8 protein-coding genes and 8 pseudogenes are annotated in these 16,171 nt (G+C 58.7%); 5 read left to right on the top strand and 11 right to left on the bottom strand.

The annotated features are described in order from the left end of the window. Positions 1–75 precede the first annotated feature (75 nt). Complete coding sequence (locus NKI61_RS23765; protein ID WP_352841123.1) at positions 76–222, bottom strand: hypothetical protein; 147 nt, start codon at positions 220–222, stop codon at positions 76–78. 408 nt (positions 223–630) lie between these two features. On the opposite strand from NKI61_RS23765, the pseudogene NKI61_RS23760 reads away from it, so the two are divergent. Then, positions 631–1,543 (top strand): annotated as a pseudogene (locus NKI61_RS23760) (IS3 family transposase); the annotation flags it as partial. 40 nt (positions 1,544–1,583) lie between these two features. Here the strand turns inward: NKI61_RS23760 and NKI61_RS23755 are convergent. Then, a pseudogene (locus tag NKI61_RS23755) lies at positions 1,584–2,778 on the bottom strand (IS110 family RNA-guided transposase). A 244-nt stretch (positions 2,779–3,022) separates the two neighbouring features. Here NKI61_RS23755 and NKI61_RS23750 point away from each other — a divergent pair. Both NKI61_RS23750 and NKI61_RS23745 read left to right on the top strand, forming a co-directional pair. Further along, positions 3,023–3,313: pseudogene (locus NKI61_RS23750) on the top strand (integrase core domain-containing protein); the annotation flags it as partial. Positions 3,314–3,870: 557 nt separating this feature from the next. Next, positions 3,871–4,457: pseudogene (locus tag NKI61_RS23745) on the top strand (IS66 family transposase); the annotation flags it as partial. A 55-nt stretch (positions 4,458–4,512) separates the two neighbouring features. Here the strand turns inward: NKI61_RS23745 and NKI61_RS32965 are convergent. Further along, the gene (locus tag NKI61_RS32965; RefSeq protein WP_502899914.1) at positions 4,513–4,740 is read right to left on the bottom strand and encodes a hypothetical protein; all 228 of its coding nucleotides are present in this window, start codon (positions 4,738–4,740) and stop codon (positions 4,513–4,515) included. 223 nt (positions 4,741–4,963) lie between these two features. On the opposite strand from NKI61_RS32965, the gene NKI61_RS23735 reads away from it, so the two are divergent. Then, positions 4,964–6,049 (top strand): D-alanine--D-alanine ligase family protein, encoded by a 1,086-nt coding sequence (locus NKI61_RS23735; RefSeq protein WP_352841120.1) that lies wholly within the window; start codon positions 4,964–4,966, stop codon positions 6,047–6,049. A gap of 691 nt (positions 6,050–6,740) precedes the next feature. Here NKI61_RS23735 and cuyB read toward each other — a convergent pair. Further along, positions 6,741–7,460 carry a cysteate racemase gene (gene cuyB, locus NKI61_RS23730; RefSeq protein WP_352841118.1) on the bottom strand — a complete coding sequence of 240 codons (720 nt, stop codon included), beginning with the start codon at positions 7,458–7,460 and terminating at the stop codon, positions 6,741–6,743. Positions 7,461–9,190: 1,730 nt separating this feature from the next. After that, complete coding sequence (locus NKI61_RS23725; RefSeq protein ID WP_352841117.1) at positions 9,191–10,036, bottom strand: autoinducer binding domain-containing protein; 846 nt, start codon at positions 10,034–10,036, stop codon at positions 9,191–9,193. An 834-nt stretch (positions 10,037–10,870) separates the two neighbouring features. Between NKI61_RS23725 and NKI61_RS23720 the strand changes: the two are divergent. Next, a pseudogene (locus NKI61_RS23720) lies at positions 10,871–11,705 on the top strand (IS5 family transposase); the annotation flags it as partial. Positions 11,706–12,086: 381 nt separating this feature from the next. Here NKI61_RS23720 and NKI61_RS23715 read toward each other — a convergent pair. The 6 genes and pseudogenes from NKI61_RS23715 to NKI61_RS23690 all read right to left on the bottom strand — a co-directional run. Beyond that, complete coding sequence (locus NKI61_RS23715) at positions 12,087–12,446, bottom strand: CapA family protein (protein WP_352841116.1); 360 nt, start codon at positions 12,444–12,446, stop codon at positions 12,087–12,089. 100 nt (positions 12,447–12,546) lie between these two features. Beyond that, positions 12,547–12,705: a hypothetical protein gene (locus tag NKI61_RS23710; RefSeq protein WP_352841113.1), complete on the bottom strand. Its 159-nt coding sequence runs from the start codon at positions 12,703–12,705 to the stop codon at positions 12,547–12,549. 1,003 nt (positions 12,706–13,708) lie between these two features. Beyond that, positions 13,709–13,963 (bottom strand): hypothetical protein, encoded by a 255-nt coding sequence (locus NKI61_RS23705; protein ID WP_352841111.1) that lies wholly within the window; start codon positions 13,961–13,963, stop codon positions 13,709–13,711. 73 nt (positions 13,964–14,036) lie between these two features. Further along, positions 14,037–15,250: pseudogene (locus NKI61_RS23700) on the bottom strand (ABC transporter ATP-binding protein); the annotation flags it as partial. A gap of 89 nt (positions 15,251–15,339) precedes the next feature. Continuing rightward, positions 15,340–15,811, bottom strand: a pseudogene (locus NKI61_RS23695) (ABC transporter permease); the annotation flags it as partial. A gap of 9 nt (positions 15,812–15,820) precedes the next feature. After that, a pseudogene (locus NKI61_RS23690) lies at positions 15,821–16,005 on the bottom strand (ABC transporter permease); the annotation flags it as partial. Positions 16,006–16,171: the final 166 nt, after the last annotated feature.

Genomic DNA, 16,171 nt, shown 5'->3' with positions numbered 1-16,171 from the left:
TAGCTGCGCCAGCTCAGCTGGCCAAAGGGCTGAGCATTTCGGTCGTTGCAAGGAAGTCGGGTCCGAGCCGCCAAACTATGATGAGGTCAGGAATGAATCTTCAGATGTGCCGCAGCTCGTTCCGACGGGCGGCATATCGCTGCTCCATTGAGGCGCGGTGACAAGATCAGAGCTCATCTTCGCGCCATTTTGATGAACATGAATATTGAGCGGATCGTTCATGGAATAGTATGCTTGGTAGGTCGCAGACGACCGCATTCCGGTCGTTCATCCCGGGAGATGCAGTTTTCGCTGCGATAGGCATTGGAAGCCTATAGCACCCTGGTATGCCGGTTGCTTTGTTCTCGATGACGAATGAGGCGCTGGAACTAATGACCGACATTTTCTGGAACATCGGAGGACGCAGCTAACCATCAAATCAAACACGCCCCTTAGAAGGACTCCTGCATAGCTGACTTCACCTCGATCACGCATTGCTGGAAAGAACATGCTGGGAAAATCCGCTCACCTCTGGACCAACGCCCATCGAGAGGCTCGACCGCCTAGGCAAGCATCTAGGTAGGGCTCGACCTTGCCCCTCTGATCTAATCCGGTTTGAAGTTCGTTCTGGCCCATCGAGAGGACCAGGACATGAAACGTAGCCGCTTCGCTGAAGATCAGATCATCGGAATTTTGAAGGAGCATGAGGCCGGGGTATCGGTTGCCGATCTGTGCCGCAAGGACGGGGTCAGCGACGCCTCGATTTACAACTGGAAGGCCCGCTTCGGCGGGATGGATGTCTCCGAGGCTCGGCGACTGAAGGCTCTGGAGGACGAGAACACGCGGCTGAAGCGGCTTCTGGCCGACGCCATGCTCGACAATGCCGCGTTGAAGGATCTTGTGGGAAAGAAATGGTGACCCCCGCGGCCAAGCGGAAAGCTGTCGCTCGCCTGAAGGAAGGCTTCGGGATGAGCGAACGGCGGGCGTGTAAAGCCATCGGCTGTTGCCGCATGACGGTTCGCTACGAGACCAGCAGGCCGGACGACCGCGAGCTTCGCGAGCGGATGAAGGCGATCGCGCAGGAGTGTCGCCGGTTCGGCTACCGGCGTCTTCTCGTGATGCTGAGGCGGGAGGGCCTGGTCGTGAACCACAAGAAGCTGTTCCGGCTCTATCGGGAGGAGAAGCTCGCCGTTCGCCGCCGTGGCGGCCGCAAACGGGCGATCGGACCAGGGCGCCGATGGTGGTGCCGCTGAGGCCCGACGAGCGCTGGTCGCTCGACTTCGTATCGGACCAGCTCACAGACGGGCGCCGCTTCCGCATCCTGGCCGTCTTCGACGACTGCACGAGAGAGTGCTTGGCACTCATCGTTGATACGTCTCTCTCGGGCATGCGGGTTGCCCGAGAATTGGACAGGCTCATCACCGAGCGCGGCCGGCCGAGAATGATCGTCAGCGACAATGGCAGCGAGTTCACCTCGAACGCCATCCTCTGCTGGGCGGATCAGAACCGCGTCGAATGGCATTACATTGCGCCCGGCAAGCCGATGCAGACGGATGTTGTAGAATAGCCCGTTCTTCTCATTCGGCGGCTTTTTCCACAGCCTTCTACCTTTCCGGCCTCGTTCGCCATCGGGACGTCGCTGCTGCATAGGCAGCTTCCGCCTTCTCGACGCGGGATCGTTCTTCGGCGCGCTTGGCCGGGATGTTGTAGTCGAAGGCGGTGCCGCGTCTGGCATGGCTGGTCGGAAGGCCGGCACACAGCTCGACCGATCTGAACTTGCGGGCGATCAAGGCCGGCCGGGCCCAGATGTAGTCGGTATCCTTGCTCAGCATGTGCCAGATGATCATTGCAAGCTTGCGCGCAGTGGCGACGGCCGAGATGTGCTTCCCGCGGCGCGAGGCGATCCGCTTGTGGAAGGCGCGAAGAGGTCCTGGCGATCGCACAGCCGCCCATGCCGCCTCGACCAGCATCCCCCGCGCATGGCCGCGGCCCTGCTTCGTGATGCGCCCGTGATAGGCTGGCCCCTCATCGGACTGCCGCACGGTCGGATTGAGGCCAAGATAGGCAACGAGCTTCTGTGGATCGCTGAAGCGCCGTATGTCGCCGATTGCCGCGGCAACGCTCGCTGCCACGGTGACGTCGAAGCCGGGCAACGTCATCAGGCGGCGGATTGTCGGATCCTGAAGGCATGTACGGCGATATCCGCCTCGACCACCGTCAACGCCTCGTTGATCTGGTTAATCAAGCCGAGGTGGCGCTCGATGGCGGCGCGCTCATCCGCAGGCAATATTTGCCTCGTCAGCCATTTGCGCCCGCTGATCCCGACGAGGTTCCCATGCGGACACGGCGGGATCAGGTGGGCGTGGAGGATTGACTGGATCAGGTTCTTCAGCCGCGAACGCTGGCGAACCAGCTGTGTCCGCCTGGTGACCTGTCTTCGGAGGGCAAGGGTCCCCGGATCGGAACCCAGACCTCCGGCAGAAAGCCCGAGGCGTAGAGCTTCGCAAGGACAGTGGCGTCGATCCTGTCAGTCTTCACCTTCGCGTGCGCGATCATGTGCACCTGCTTGGGATTGGCGATCACGATCCGATCGACGTAGGGCGACAGCACTTCAGCGACGGCAGCAGCATTGCCCGTGGCCTCGACCACCACATGATCATCGTGGGTGACTTCCTTCCTGGCGAACTCCTCGAGCTTATTGCGCAGCATTTGAACGCGGCCGAGCTTGACGATCTTGCCATCAAGCAACGACACGACCTCGGCGGCTACGCGGTGTATGTCCATGCCGATAATACGCACGGTTCCCTCCATCGTTGGTCACGAACAGGGAGCGAGCGGGCAACACGACAATACGGATCCGCGCTCGCAGCGCATCCGGGCGAGTCGTAGGGGCGGCCAGATAATGTGCTCGAACTCGCAGTTCATCTGCATACGACGGCCTGCCCGCACTTGCGTGCTCCCGGTGCCCCGTGGCCCGGATGCGCCAAGCTTAACGAACCTGACGTACCGAACAAACGATGGCACCAAGAACATCATGCCGGATAATGGCTTCATCGAGAGCTTCAACGGCCGACTGCGCGATGAACTGCTCAACGAGACGCTGTTTACTTCGCTGGCTCAGGCACGCGTCGCCATCGCCCTGTGGCGCGCCGACTACAACACCGCGCGGCCGCATTCCCAAATCGCCTGGCAGACACCGGCCGAGTTCGCCACCACCTTCAATCTGCGACGGTCGCTTGCGCTGCGCTATGCCAAAGGCTCCGCGCCAGCGCCCGTCGCTTCACCCGCCCAGCAGGGCACAATCCACGCCGGAAACGAACTCAAAAATGGATAGAAACTGGGGGCAACGTCAGGCTAAAGGTGGAAGTCTATGCCGAGCGCAGCGATGATGCCCAACGGCCACCTGCAAGGCGCCTTTCAGCAACTCGATCGAGGTAAGCAACTACGGCTGCTCTTCACTGAGCGTTGCAGAAGAAGCGCTAAAGCGCGCCCTGACCCTTACGTCGCTAATCGTGAAGTTCATGTCTTTCAACCTGCTGTCGATGCGGGAAAATCTGAAGGATAGTTCATCGATGAGACGGTCGCCGCGGAACGGATGGCGTCGGGAGGGCGTTCCTTTTAGAGAGCGCACAGAAAAGTTGGCGAGATCGCTAGGCGCTTGCCTCTGGATAGCAGCGTCGCTGAATGTCGAAGCGAGTTGGACGCTCTGAAGATCGGTGGCGGCCCCGCAAAGGGTCAATCGTGGAGCAGCTTTCCGCAGCAAAAGGGATATTTCTGGATATGCAGGTCAAATGCGCGGACGTGCGAGAGCGCGGACGCATGTTGACATGCACCGCAAGTTGAGGGTGAGAAAATTCATTGACGAGCAACAAGCCACCTGAAGGCTGGTCGATCCGGAAGCTGCAGCGGGCGCTGCATGGTCAGAGCTCTGAACGTTCCGCCCGCCTGCGCGACCAGATGGAGCTTCGAGGAACTTGAGAGCACCGCGACGGAAGCGCCGCGGCGCGGACCACCGAGGTGGCGCCTTATGTGCGCAAACGACCGGCGCGCCAGCCATTTCCCGAGCACCTGCCGCGAACGCGTGGTCGACCCGGCGCCGACCGCTTGCCACTGCTGCGGCGGTCATCGGCTGCGCAGGCTGGGTGAGGATATCACCGAGACGCTGGAGGTGGTGCCGCGACAATGGAAGGTGATCCAACACGTGCGGGAGAAGTTCACCTGCCGCGACTGCGAGGCGATCAGCCAGGCTCCGGCGCCGTTCCACGCCACCCCGCGCGGCTGGGCCGGTCCCGGCCTGCTGGCGATGATCCTGTTCGAGAAGTTCGGCCAGCATCAGCCCCTCGGCTGAACGCTATGCCCGCGAAGGCGTGCCGCTCAGCCTGTCGACGCTCGCCGACCAGGTCGGCGCCGGCGCCGCGGCGCTGATGCCGCTGTTCAAGCGGCTCGAAGCCCATGTGCTGGCCGCTTCACAGCTTCACACCGCCAGACCGCTTTTGCCATGTGCCCGTCGCTGAATGGAATGCGCGTCACTGTTCATCGTCTGAGGCACACGATGGCCATGGACCTCCGGCAGGCGGGCGTCGATCGCGCCGTCATCGCTCTGTGTCTCGGGCCGGTTAAATACCAATAGGTGTCGGAGATCTTGTCGTGGCCGACATAGGTCGAGAGCGCCGCCATGGCGTTGTCGACGCCATGCTCGTGCCAGAGCTGGATACGGCGGCAAATGAAGGTGTGGCGCAGGTCGTGAATACGCGTTGCCATGACCGCCACGCGCGGTCCAACACGGTTCAGTTTTTCAGGGGTCAGAGCACGTTGACTTGGACTTAGAGGTCTTTCCGAAATGCGATGCTGGAGTGCCTTGCCCTCCGTTCGGCCGTCCGAGATTGTGGCATCAGTACCTGGGTCAAGCTACCAGATTTGGTCGTTCCCGAAAAGACACCATCGAGGTAATTCTGATCCCTGTCAGGAAATAAAGGAGAGAAACATGTCCTTTCAAGTCTCATTCATATTCGGCGGGATATCGAGTGAGTATGATGGGTCCATCTCATCCTTAACACACATCATCTCCTCCTACTTGGCTCTCGCTCCTACCGAACGACCATTCTCTGTAAAACATTTGTATCACCTCAGCCGAGATGATGGCCTTGTTCGCACATTTCCATTTCATAGCACTTTCACAATTTCTGAAATCCAGACCTATATTTCGGACACCAGCCGTCCTGGACGTACGCTACCAGACAGTTTTGATGGGATTAGATCGTGCAACGAATATATTGTAAACCTGTTACCCGGCCAGTTTGGGGAAGACGGCGGAGTTCAGACACTTGCAGCGCTTTTTGGCTTAAAGGGCACGTTTGGCGATCCGCAGGTTGCATCCTTAGTGATGAATAAGTACGCAATGTCGTCATTCGTCTCGTCGCTATTTCCTACCGGAACTGTGAAATCCCCAAAGACAAAGCTAGTAAAACAATCGTATTCTGATAAAGTAATACAAATTGCAAATTCAGTTGAAGGACCAATTGTTGTTAAGCCGAATTCACTTGGCTCATCACTATTAACTGAGGTTTTTGAGAGCCCTTCTGGTGTTGGATCTGAGTTGTGTAATATAGTTGACAGAATATTGAAGTACGATAGCACTGCTCTAATCCAAAAGTTTATTCCGGGAGACGATTATTCCTGCGGTTGTATAGTGACATCATCACGAACGACAATTTTGCCGGTTGTAAGGATTGAAACCGAGAGGGACTTCTTTGGCCATGCTGAAAAAGAAGACAGTAAACTGTCGAATAAAACGATAGTAGACAGAGACGACGTCGTTTCAGATAGACTTAAATCAGCAACCAGACTGATCGCGTCTGCTGTTGGCATTCACAGTATAGGCCGGTTTGATTTTAAAGTTACTAGTGCGTCTGAGATATATTTTTTGGAGTGCAACTGCATCCCTGGACTGTCACAGGATAGCATTTTCACCAAAATGCTTCTCCACGAGGGTATGACGGTTATTGACCTGATATTATTGATGGCATCTCATTCGTACAGTTTCATTAGAAAGCCGCATCTTATAGAATAGGTGAATTGTAACAAAATTACGTGAGGCAACACGACAAGTGTCAACCGCTCCCGCTGTGGCTTCGCCGCGATCGCCGACAGCAGCCGGTGCAACTCTTCCCGCCAGGTGCCCATCCGCGGATAAGGTTGATGTTGGCGCTCGTAGCGGAACTCCGTGTCGCTCACAACCTTGCGCACCACCTTGCGGGAGATCCCCTAAGTCCCGGCAGATCGGCCTTGATAGAGTTCCCCTGCACACGCGACAAGCACCGTGTCTTCGCAACTCCACGACAACATCCAAAACACAAATGCCTCCGATCAAACCGGAGGCATGTTGATGACCCCACGTGGGCTGAAGGGGGACATACGGTCCACAGCCTATCCGCTTATGGCCTGACCTGATGCGGTAGACGGCCTCCGCCCCCGCGGCATCGCAATGTCCCAAAGTGTGGCCCAGTCGAGCCTCAACTCAGGCAGCCGGCCGGTGGCGAACTGGCGTGGAAGCGCCGGACGAACCTGATTGCGGCGTATGGTTGGCTCGCCGGTCAGTTCAGTTCGAGGATACCAGCCAACTGACGCAGGACATGTGCGGTCTGAATCGTCAACCGAGTGGGAACAGCTGCCGTCAATGAATGCCAGGCCGAGCCATGCTTACATTCGCAGCGCGGGCGAAATTGCCGACCTCGGGAATGATTGCCATTGAATATCCATCTTTACCCGGCCGTCGCGATTTGGTACCCGCCCAGAGACGCCTTAACACAAGCTCGGGCCAGCGCATCGGTCGCATCGAGCGTCGTTGTCCCGACCTCGATCCCTGAAAAAGCGACAGGAAGTTCGGTGCACGCCAAAAGCAAGCACTCCGCTCCCTGCTGGACCAGCAGCCTCGCCGCGTCGCCCGCTGCCTCGCGAGCAGGTGCTATCGCGCCCCTTTTGATAGATGTAATTGAGTGGTCGATGAGCCGTTGCGTCTTCTCGTCTGGAATGACTACGCGATCGACCACCTTGAGCAATTCGGTGCCGTAGATGTCTGCGGAGATTGTCCCTCGTGTCGCCATGATTGCGATCGAGCGCGGCCTGGTCGGCATCGCTCGAAGCTCGTGAAGAACCGGCTGGGAGATATGAAGTATCGTTGCCCGACACCCCCGGTCCAATTGATCGTGCCAATAGTGGGCCGTATTGCACGGAATAGCTATGAATTCGACACCGGCCGCGTCAAGAAAGCGAACGCCTGAAAGCATCGGCAGAAAGGGATCGTCTCGACCATTCTCAATGGCCGATGACCGATCTGGTATTTGCGGAATGTCATACACGATAAGTGGAATATGATCCTGGTCTATTGCGGCCGGCGTTGCAGATACGATTTTTGACATAAAATCCACCGTTGCCGCGGGTCCCATTCCACCGAGAATACCTATGAGATTTTTTGGACGCACTTGGCTTTCTTTCAGGTTTGCAATCGCCTTTGATCATTTTCGGAGTTGTCCGCTACCGATGAGACGTGGGCCACCACATTTTCCGCCCTTCGGCGCGCCATAGAGAAGTTGGCATGCAAGCCTCGGCCCGTTCGCCCCATGTTCATCGTGCGTCAACCACTATTGGCTGCAATGTCCGTAGCTCCTACGTCTCCTGGCACCCTTGGAGGAGTCGCAACCATTTTGCACATCCGCTGTACGGACGCGTGGGGGGGGCTGATCGGCATTCCGTTCGCCGCGTGCCGCAAGGCGCGCCCCGCCCCGCCCCGGGCAACTCGTCGACAGTCGGCAAAAGCTCGCGCATTTGCGGAGAGGAAGCGGTCGCTCTCGAAAGTGATGCGTTGTTCCGCAGGCGACGACGCACTGCGCAACCAGCCGTGTTCATTCGGATCGGACACGGCGGCTCTCGAGGTAGAGCATGCCAGCGACATTGTTTCCTTTTTCGTGTTGCCATTGTGCCTCCGTAGCTCAGGGGTTCTGGGACAATGGGGTGGTACGGATATTTCGGGGAGCATCTAAAGCCTGTTGCGGTCGATCGATTGAATTGGTGCTCTCTTAGGTACGGGGTGCCAGGTCCGATGGCGTGGCCGACGACTCCGAGATGGCGACTAGTTCCAGAGGTTAGGGTGATGCGGATGGCCCTACGCCGCGCGTTAAGTCAGTTGGGCAGCAGTCGATTAGTCCAACAGCGTTCTCAATATGAATTCGTGTGTACCCAAAAAGCTTCGAGAGCTTCTGTAGGCGCTCCAGAATGCCTGCGCTGGCAGTGTAGGAGCGCTTCCTCGATGTTACTCGCGATGGCGATGCCGGCACTGTCGACCAGCACGTCGAGCCCGCCAGGCAAACCTCTTGAATCGGCCAAGCTCAACTGAATACAGCCTCAGGCGATCTCTAAATTGGTCATCCCATTTCGAATGTATCCGCTTCGACGAGGCGGTGTGTGCCAAAATGCATCGGGCTTTGAAACGCGTGCTGGAATCAGCAGTGTGGTTTGAAACATTGCTTTTGCTGTGACCCGTATGGCCGTCGCCTATTTCGTGTTCCGTCGTTTATCTTTTCACCATAGAGGATTGCGAACGGTACAGTTGCGTGACGATGTCCCGGACATGGATGGTTGTCGCGGTGCGCTACGATTCCTCCACTTTGGTGCAGGTTGCACCCATATATCGCAATTCAATCAGTTCCGCGGGAGCGCTCGCGGCCATCGCCACATCGGGCGCCGAGCCGGTCATGGAACGCGTGAGGCGCTTCAGACCGATTTCGGCGGGGGTAGGCCGGCATAAGCGACGATAAGTTCGAAGGCGATGATCGTTCCGGATACCCCGATATCGGACAAGCGGCGATCGCCCGCAAAGCAGCCGGCGCGTTCGGGCTGTAGTCTGCAATCGACGATGCCCCATCCCGTCGCGCCGTTAGGCAGAGCCCTTCCGACACCCTGTCGGCCCTTAAGGAACAGGCAGGCGAGATGGCGCTCGCGATGGCGGGCCTCGACCGCTTGTTGCTGCTTGAACCTCGACTGCCCGAATTGACACCGCGCGTGGGACGCAACTCATAGTTCGTCATCCTTCTCTGTCTAACTCATTTATGTTTCTAATTGGATGTCGGCAAAGTTTGGCCGACCCGGCACCTCGCTTAGTCGACGGCTTCATACCGGCTTGATACAACCTCCGCGACATGAGAACAAAAGCCATCTACAAGTCGATAATTCCTAAACTTACTGCCTTTATAGCGGCAGCCGTTCTGTTGGCGGCATTCAACTTGCGCATAACATTCTTTATATGGAAATTTACAGTATTTACAGAAATCCCCAGGATCTTTCCTGTTTCCCAAGAGGATTTCCCTCTCGTCACCCACAGAATGCACTCCCTCTCCCGGAGAGAAAGTTTAGGAACTTCCCCGACGCCACTCTGATTCTCGAACTTCGCGGCCCTCAGCTGGAAATGAACCGCGGCAAATTGCAAGTAGCTGATTGTCCTATTTGGGCATTCGCGGTTACAGGGTTGAGCAAAGCTCATGATCGCAAAGCTGTCATTGGGGCCACGCAATGGGACGCTGATGCCCGACCTTAAGCCGAACATCGCAGCCTCGTCCAAAATGCGTCGTTCGTCCTCCGTCGTACTTGCGTCCTTGTACATCTCGCTCCATCGAAAGGCGTGTGCCCGCTTTACACTCGCCTTGATTATGGGGTCTATCCTGCCATAGCCCATTTTGAAATAGCGCTGCCGCCATTCGTCAGGATACTTCAGGATGATCGCCCATTCGCGCCGGACCGACTTCAAAAAACTTCTATCGGGTGTACGAGAGCCATAGGCGATCCAGGGGCAAGCGAATTTCAGCGCAAAGGCAGATGACAGCTCGAGCAACTGCTCGGGTTGAGTGACGCCATCAGTCTGGTCAAGAAATCGAGAGAACTCGACAGTAAACGCCTCAATGGCTGCGTCTGAAAAATGTATCAGCGGGACCATAGAAAACTGGCCGGACGCCTTGGTTGTCGGCCCTCGCAGTTGTGGGAAAGCAATCTTCCGCGCAAGCTCCATAGCTCTCCTCGCAGCATTGTGTCGGATGTCGTGGCTGGTCGCACAAAGCTACCGGCTGTAGAGCTGCGGCCCTGCGCGCCGCCGTCGATCGGCGTTGCTAAGGGTGTATCACCTCAACCCAACACGAAATGTAATTTTGGGTGAATTTATGATAGCCAATTTTTCTGCATGTTAGGCTTTGGCCAATATGGGTTAAATTTTTGAAATATTTCTCCTCATCATTTTTCGGGATAATATCGATACGGGGTTGCCTGACAGCGTCCCGCCAGGCGATCCCGCGACCAGCGCAAGGTGTGTTTCTGCGTGCAATTGTGGCTCTGACTCACTTTGGGTGAAATCGCGGTGCCGGAGTGCTCCAGTGCACAAATTCGTACCCGCTGTTCAATGCCAATCTCACCGAGCATCGCCGCTACCCAGCGCCGGCTTACTAGCCGATCGCTACTACGGGGTCTGCTTAGTTTCGCGGACCAACCGCACCGTCGTCGGCCCGTTTAGGAGGCCATTCGCTTGCGGTCGGGAGGGCATCCGAGTTGAGATGGATGAATAGCTTCGCCGAATTAGGCGCCGGCTGGCACGCCGGCATCCGGATTGGCGCTGTTCAAACACTCAAACGTCACTGCGTCTCCCTCGCCTCACTCAAAATGACTCGTCGGCCGTGAAGAATACGGAAGCCGTTGATATCGCATAGGAATAGTTGAATAGTCTACTTTTCAGGCTTCCGAATTGCAGGTAGCGGCCAGTTTTTGGATAGTTTTCTTGCAATTCCAGTTTGCGATTTCGCCGCTTGGCGAAGCGTGATTCACTGCTTTCATCGCAGTGAATCGGAGCCAGGCGATGGGCAGGCCACGCGAGAAGCGCGAGACGGGAGAGCAGGATCTTTTCCGCTCCAGGCTCGATCAGATCATCAACATGAAGCACGAGCTGGTGCGCCTGGCGCAGGCGAACGACTGGCCGGTGCTGGAGGCGCGCTTCGGTGCGGTCTATTCGGACGGTCCCGGCATGCCGCGGCTGCCGACCCGGCTGATGGCGGGGCTGGCGATCCTTAAGCACACCTTCAACCTGTCGGACGAGGTGCTGTGCGAGCGCTGGGTGGAAAACCCCTACTTCCAGTATCTGTGCGGCGAGGAGTTCTTCCGCCACGACCTGCCCTTCGACCGCTCGTCGATGACGCGCTGGCGCAGCCGCATGGGCGAGGAGCGGATCGTCGCGCTTTTGCAGGAAAGCCCCAGCATTGCGGTCAAGACCGGGGCGATGAAGCCGACCGACAGCGCCAAGTGATCGTGGACACGACCGTGCAGCCGAAGAACGTGATGTTCCCGACCGACGCCAAGCTCATCCATCGCGCCCGCGAGCGGCTGGTGCGGCTGGCGAAGAAGACGCGGCTCGACCTGCGCCAGACCTATGTGCGGGTCGGCAAGCTGGCGCTGATCTAGCACCAGCGCTACGCCCACGCCAAGCAATTCAAGCGGGCCAACAAGGCCCTGCGCAGGTTCAGGACGTATCTGGGGCGCACCGTCCGCGACATCTCCCGTCAGATCGCCAGGGACGCGGAGCTGGACGCGATCTTCAAGTGGCCGCTCTACCAGGCCTCCACCGTTTTCGAGCAGCGTCAGCGCCAGCGCGCCCGCACATCTACAGCCTGCATGCGCACGAGGTGGAATGCATCGGTATCGCGGCAAGCTGACTGGACGCACTGGTTTGGTAAATGGTCAATGAGAATGTGCCGCCGGTTCTGGGCCGACCGTCGGAACACCGTCCCATAGAAGTCGACGACGTCGCGAGGGTCGCGCAGGACGGGCGGATCGTCTGATTGGTTGCCCTCTCTAACTCGCCGCTCTTGAATGTCGACTGTATGGCGGCCAGCATTTCGAACTTTTCAGGGTCAACCCCGAAAAGCCGGCGCACCTCTACCCTGTTAACGCCCGGTCGAGCGGGTCTGTCCGAAGCTGCGTCGTCGGCATACATTGTCGCCGGTTCGGGCCCGGCGTCCATGGCCGCCAACGCCACCGTCTTCGCACCCCGCGCGCGCGCATCTTCTTCGAACGAGATGTCATCGCGGCGGCACGGTCACGCTTGTGCCGTCGAGAAACCCGCGCGCCTCCACATCCTCAAGAGTGGACAGGACCCCACCTGGACCTAAGTCAAATGCGTGGTTGTTCGCCAAGGAGAGAGTGCTGAAGCCCGTATCCTTCAGAACGTCGAGGACAAACGGATCGGAGCAGCCGAAAAACGGTCCCTTTATCGGCCAACAAGGGCGACGTCCCCTTACGGTCGTCTCCAAGTTGGTGAAGACGACGTCAGCAGTTTTCAACATCTGCACAATGCCATGAAAGCCGCTGTCGGGCGACGCAGGGACATCATGGTGAATCAAGGATTGGCCGGTCATTGCGGCGGTGAAGGGCGATGTCATGTTCTGCGAGCTTCTTTTCGGAAAGGGCGAGCTGGGGCGACCGCATGGCCAATCCCGTTGCTTCGCCATGCCGCAATTTGAAGAACTTACCCGATGTCACTCAGTGAGCCGGGGGTGGAGAGAGGTCGAAGCCGAACCATTGCGGGCTGAGCTTCTTCAACGTGCCGGCATTGACCGCGCCGACAATCGCCTTGTCGAATCCCTCCACCAGGTCGCCAACGTCGTTCCTGATGCCGATGCCAATGCCGGGTCCCCACATGCCCCCAAAGAGTTGCGGACCATAGAAAGCCGCGTTCTGGCCATCCGGGCTGTCGAGAAACAGCTTCCAGTCGCAAGATAAATGAACCGGTGCACATCCCTACGAGTGGTACACCCGCTTCGGCGGCGTGCCGCAGATGGTCTCGAACCGCGTGGCTACCAGGAGGTATTCCTTTCCGAGGACCCGCCAACGACCACCAGGTAGTCAAAACGGCTCAGATCTCCGATCCGCTCATGGGGAGAGATGGCAACGCCGCAGCTGGACAGGATTGGTGACATGTCAGGCGAGATGATCCGCCACTGGCAGTGGATGGGGCGGCTGCGATCCCCCGTCGTCGGCAACCAGGCGCAGTACATCCACGAAATTGGCAAACGCCCCAAGGTAAACCGGTGGAGCAGCAGGAATCCTACGGAGAGCGGGGCAGGGGCCTGAGCAAGCCCCAGCCTCGGGCGTTTGGATGAACCGGGGGCGTGTCGCAAATCTACTGTCATCCCGACGCATTCCTCCTTTTGCTATTTTCCCTCGGCGCTCACATGAGGCGCGGGTTATCCTGCGGCGCTAAGAGAACAAGGCGGACAGTCCGATATGGTTCACCACTGGTCCAAGGACGCGTGGGCGTCCGCTCCTTCTGCCGAGCCGGTCATGGTTGCGCCGTATTTGGCGCCCGGCTTCGAACTTCTCGCCTTCGTCGGTCCTGGACGTCTTCCGTCTTGCCAATCGAGCGGCGAAGCGGGAAGCCTTCCGCTGGCGCACCGTGTCTCACTCGGGTGAAGCGGTGCGTGCTAGCTGCGGCATTGTAGTGGCGGCTGACGCCGACCTGGCCCAAGAACGCAGACATTTGCTGCAGCCTGAATGACCCGCACTGGCTCTGGTCTGCGCCGATGAGCTGAGGAAGGCCGAGAAACCGAAGTGTTGGGCGCATGGTTGCGTGAATGCCGGCAACGCAGGATCGGGACAGGCGGTTTTGGAACCGGGGTTGCCGCTTTGGCCAAGGCTGGCTTGCTCAACGACCGGAGGTGCGCCGTTCATTGGGAGGCGCTGCCAGCCTTTCGCACGCGTTGAGGCGGCGGCGACCGTCTATGAGGTCGACAACAATATCTGGAGCTGCGCCGGCGGCACGGCAGCTTTCGATATGATGGTCGATCTTGTGAAACATCATTGTGGCGAGCCCGTCGCGGTGAATGTGGGGGAGCTGGCCGTAGCAGGTCGTATTCGCGCGGGCGACGAGTGCCAGCGGCTGCCCTAGCTGCGCCAGCATGGCAGGCTCAACCCCACGGTCGTAAAACTCATAGAGTTGATGCAGAGGGACTGGCCGCACCGTATACCATGACGGACAGCTCGGCCGGATAGCGATCGACGAAACTCTTACCCATCTCGATCTCATCAAGTAATTCGACCACACGGGCGTCACGCTGTCGGCCCTTCAGGCCGAAATACAATTCGAGTGGCCGGCCGATGATCCTGCCGACCGGTGGCGCGCATTCATCGCCACATCGGCCACCTGATAGATCATCTGCAGCTGCCGGAGATCCTCCTTCGGTCGGTCAGCTAGCCTGTTGGCGAGCTTGCGTCCGTCGAAGGTGACCGAGCCCTGTTCGGGCGGCATTAGTCCTGTGATAGCCCACGCCAGCGTCGACTTACCCAAACCGGACTCGCCCACGACGGCCAGAGTCTGACCCGGATGAATGTCGACACAGACGTTCTTTAGCACTTTGACCTTGCCGCCCCCATAGGCCGCGGTGACGTTCTTCACCGACAGGAAGGGTATCGCGCTCGGCTTTTGCTCTTCGTGTGTGATTTCGTGGACCGAGACGAGCGCCTTGGTGTATTCCTGCCTCGGTTCCTCGATGATCTGGCGCGTACCGCCCCACTCCACCAGCTTGCCGTGGCGCAGCACAATGATCTCGTCCGAGACCTGGGCAACGACAGCGAGATCGTGCGTGATGTAGAGAGCTGACACCCCGGTATCTCGAATGGCGTCCTTGATCGCGGCAAGCACGTCGATCTGCCTCGTCACATCGAGCGCGGTGGTCGGCTCGTCGAACACGATCAGGTCCGGCTCCGAACAGAGCGCCATTGCTGTCATCACCCGCTGGAGCTGACCGCCGGAGACCTGGTGCGGAAAGCGGTTACCGACCTTTTCCGGATCCGGCAGGCTGAGCTTCTTGAACAGCGCGACCGCGCGCTTCTCAACATCGGCCCGCTTGACATCGCCGTGCAGCATCGAGGCCTCAACCACCTGGTCCATTAGACGGTGGGCCGGGTTGAAAGCGGCCGCGGCCGATTGCGCGACGTAGCAGACTTCCTTGCCGCGCAGCCGGCGGATGTCCTTCTTGCCGCCCTTCAGGATGTCGCGGCCGTTGATGATGACCTGGCCGCCGGTGACGCGAACGCGGCCGCGGCCATAACCCAACGAGGAGAGATCAATGGTCGACTTGCCGGCGCCCGATTCTCCGATCAGGCCAAGTACCCTGCCGCGCTTCAGCGCTAGCGAGACATCGTCAACCAGCACGATGTCGCGCAGCGCTTCGCCGGGTGGAGACATGTGGGCCTCTATGCGCAGATTGCGGATGTCGAGCAGCGTTTCGGGATTCGTGATCTTCACGGCCTGGGCAATTAGCCGCACCCTCCCTTGAGTGCGACAGCTCGGCTGAGGCGATAAACGCGTGTCGAATCAAGAATCCCCATGACCAGGATCAGAGTGAGCACCGTCGAGGGCAGAACGGAAAGCACGACGAGGGCGAATATCAGCGTCGGGATCGCCATCATTAGGTCGACGAAGCGCGACATGAGCGTGTCGAACCAGCCGCCAAGTACTGCGGCGGTGAATCCGAGGATCGAACCTAGGGAGAAGGACAAGGTGGTAGCGAACACGGCGATGAAAATTTGTCGTGCGGGCGCCGTAGATCATCCGCGAGAGGAGATCCAGGCCAAGGTTGTCGGTGCGGAGCAGGAACTGACGGGACGACGGTTCCCAGACATTGCCGACGCTCTCGCCGAGGCCGTGCGGTGCGATCCATGGCGCAAAGATGGCCGCCAGCAGGAACAACGTGGTCAGGATCAAGCCGATCAGCGCGGGAACGGGGATGCGTGTGATGTCAAGCACTCTCCGTCCTCACTTGGGATGTCTGAGGCGCGGATTGGCGACGATAGCCCCTATGTTCGCAATGATGTTGAGGCTGATGTAGACGGCGGCGAAGATCAGGCCGGCGGCCTGCACGACAGGCACGCCGCGCTTGGTGACGTGGTCGACCAGATATTGCCCATGCCGGGATAGACGAAGATCACTTCGGCCACGACCCAGCGCGCGGGAACTATTCCCCAAGGTCGACTGCTCCGGCGTTGAGCAAAGCGGGCGCATCTTCACGTGCAGCGGCGGGATGGCCGTACTGGACTTGCTAAGATTTCTGGCCCAGCACCAGGGCGATGAGATCTCCCAGAGAGGGTACGCCAGTGCTTTTTACTA

The organism is Mesorhizobium sp. M0514, assembly GCF_040321145.1.
Classification (GTDB): Bacteria; Pseudomonadota; Alphaproteobacteria; order Rhizobiales; family Rhizobiaceae; genus Mesorhizobium.
Note: the sequence above shows the minus strand (reverse complement) of the source record. Positions and strands in the feature narration are given on the sequence as shown.

Excerpts from the sequence above, each read along its gene's own strand:
- NKI61_RS23765 (WP_352841123.1), bottom strand. The coding sequence starts at position 222 with ATGAACGATCCGCTCAATATTCATGTTCATCAAAATGGCGCGAAGATG.
- NKI61_RS32965 (WP_502899914.1), bottom strand. The coding sequence starts at position 4,740 with ATGGCAACGCGTATTCACGACCTGCGCCACACCTTCATTTGCCGCCGT.
- NKI61_RS23735 (WP_352841120.1), top strand. The coding sequence starts at position 4,964 with ATGTCCTTTCAAGTCTCATTCATATTCGGCGGGATATCGAGTGAGTAT.
- NKI61_RS23725 (WP_352841117.1), bottom strand. The coding sequence starts at position 10,036 with ATGGAGCTTGCGCGGAAGATTGCTTTCCCACAACTGCGAGGGCCGACA.
- NKI61_RS23715 (WP_352841116.1), bottom strand. The coding sequence starts at position 12,446 with ATGACATCGCCCTTCACCGCCGCAATGACCGGCCAATCCTTGATTCAC.
- NKI61_RS23710 (WP_352841113.1), bottom strand. The coding sequence starts at position 12,705 with ATGTGGGGACCCGGCATTGGCATCGGCATCAGGAACGACGTTGGCGAC.
- NKI61_RS23705 (WP_352841111.1), bottom strand. The coding sequence starts at position 13,963 with ATGCTGGCGCAGCTAGGGCAGCCGCTGGCACTCGTCGCCCGCGCGAAT.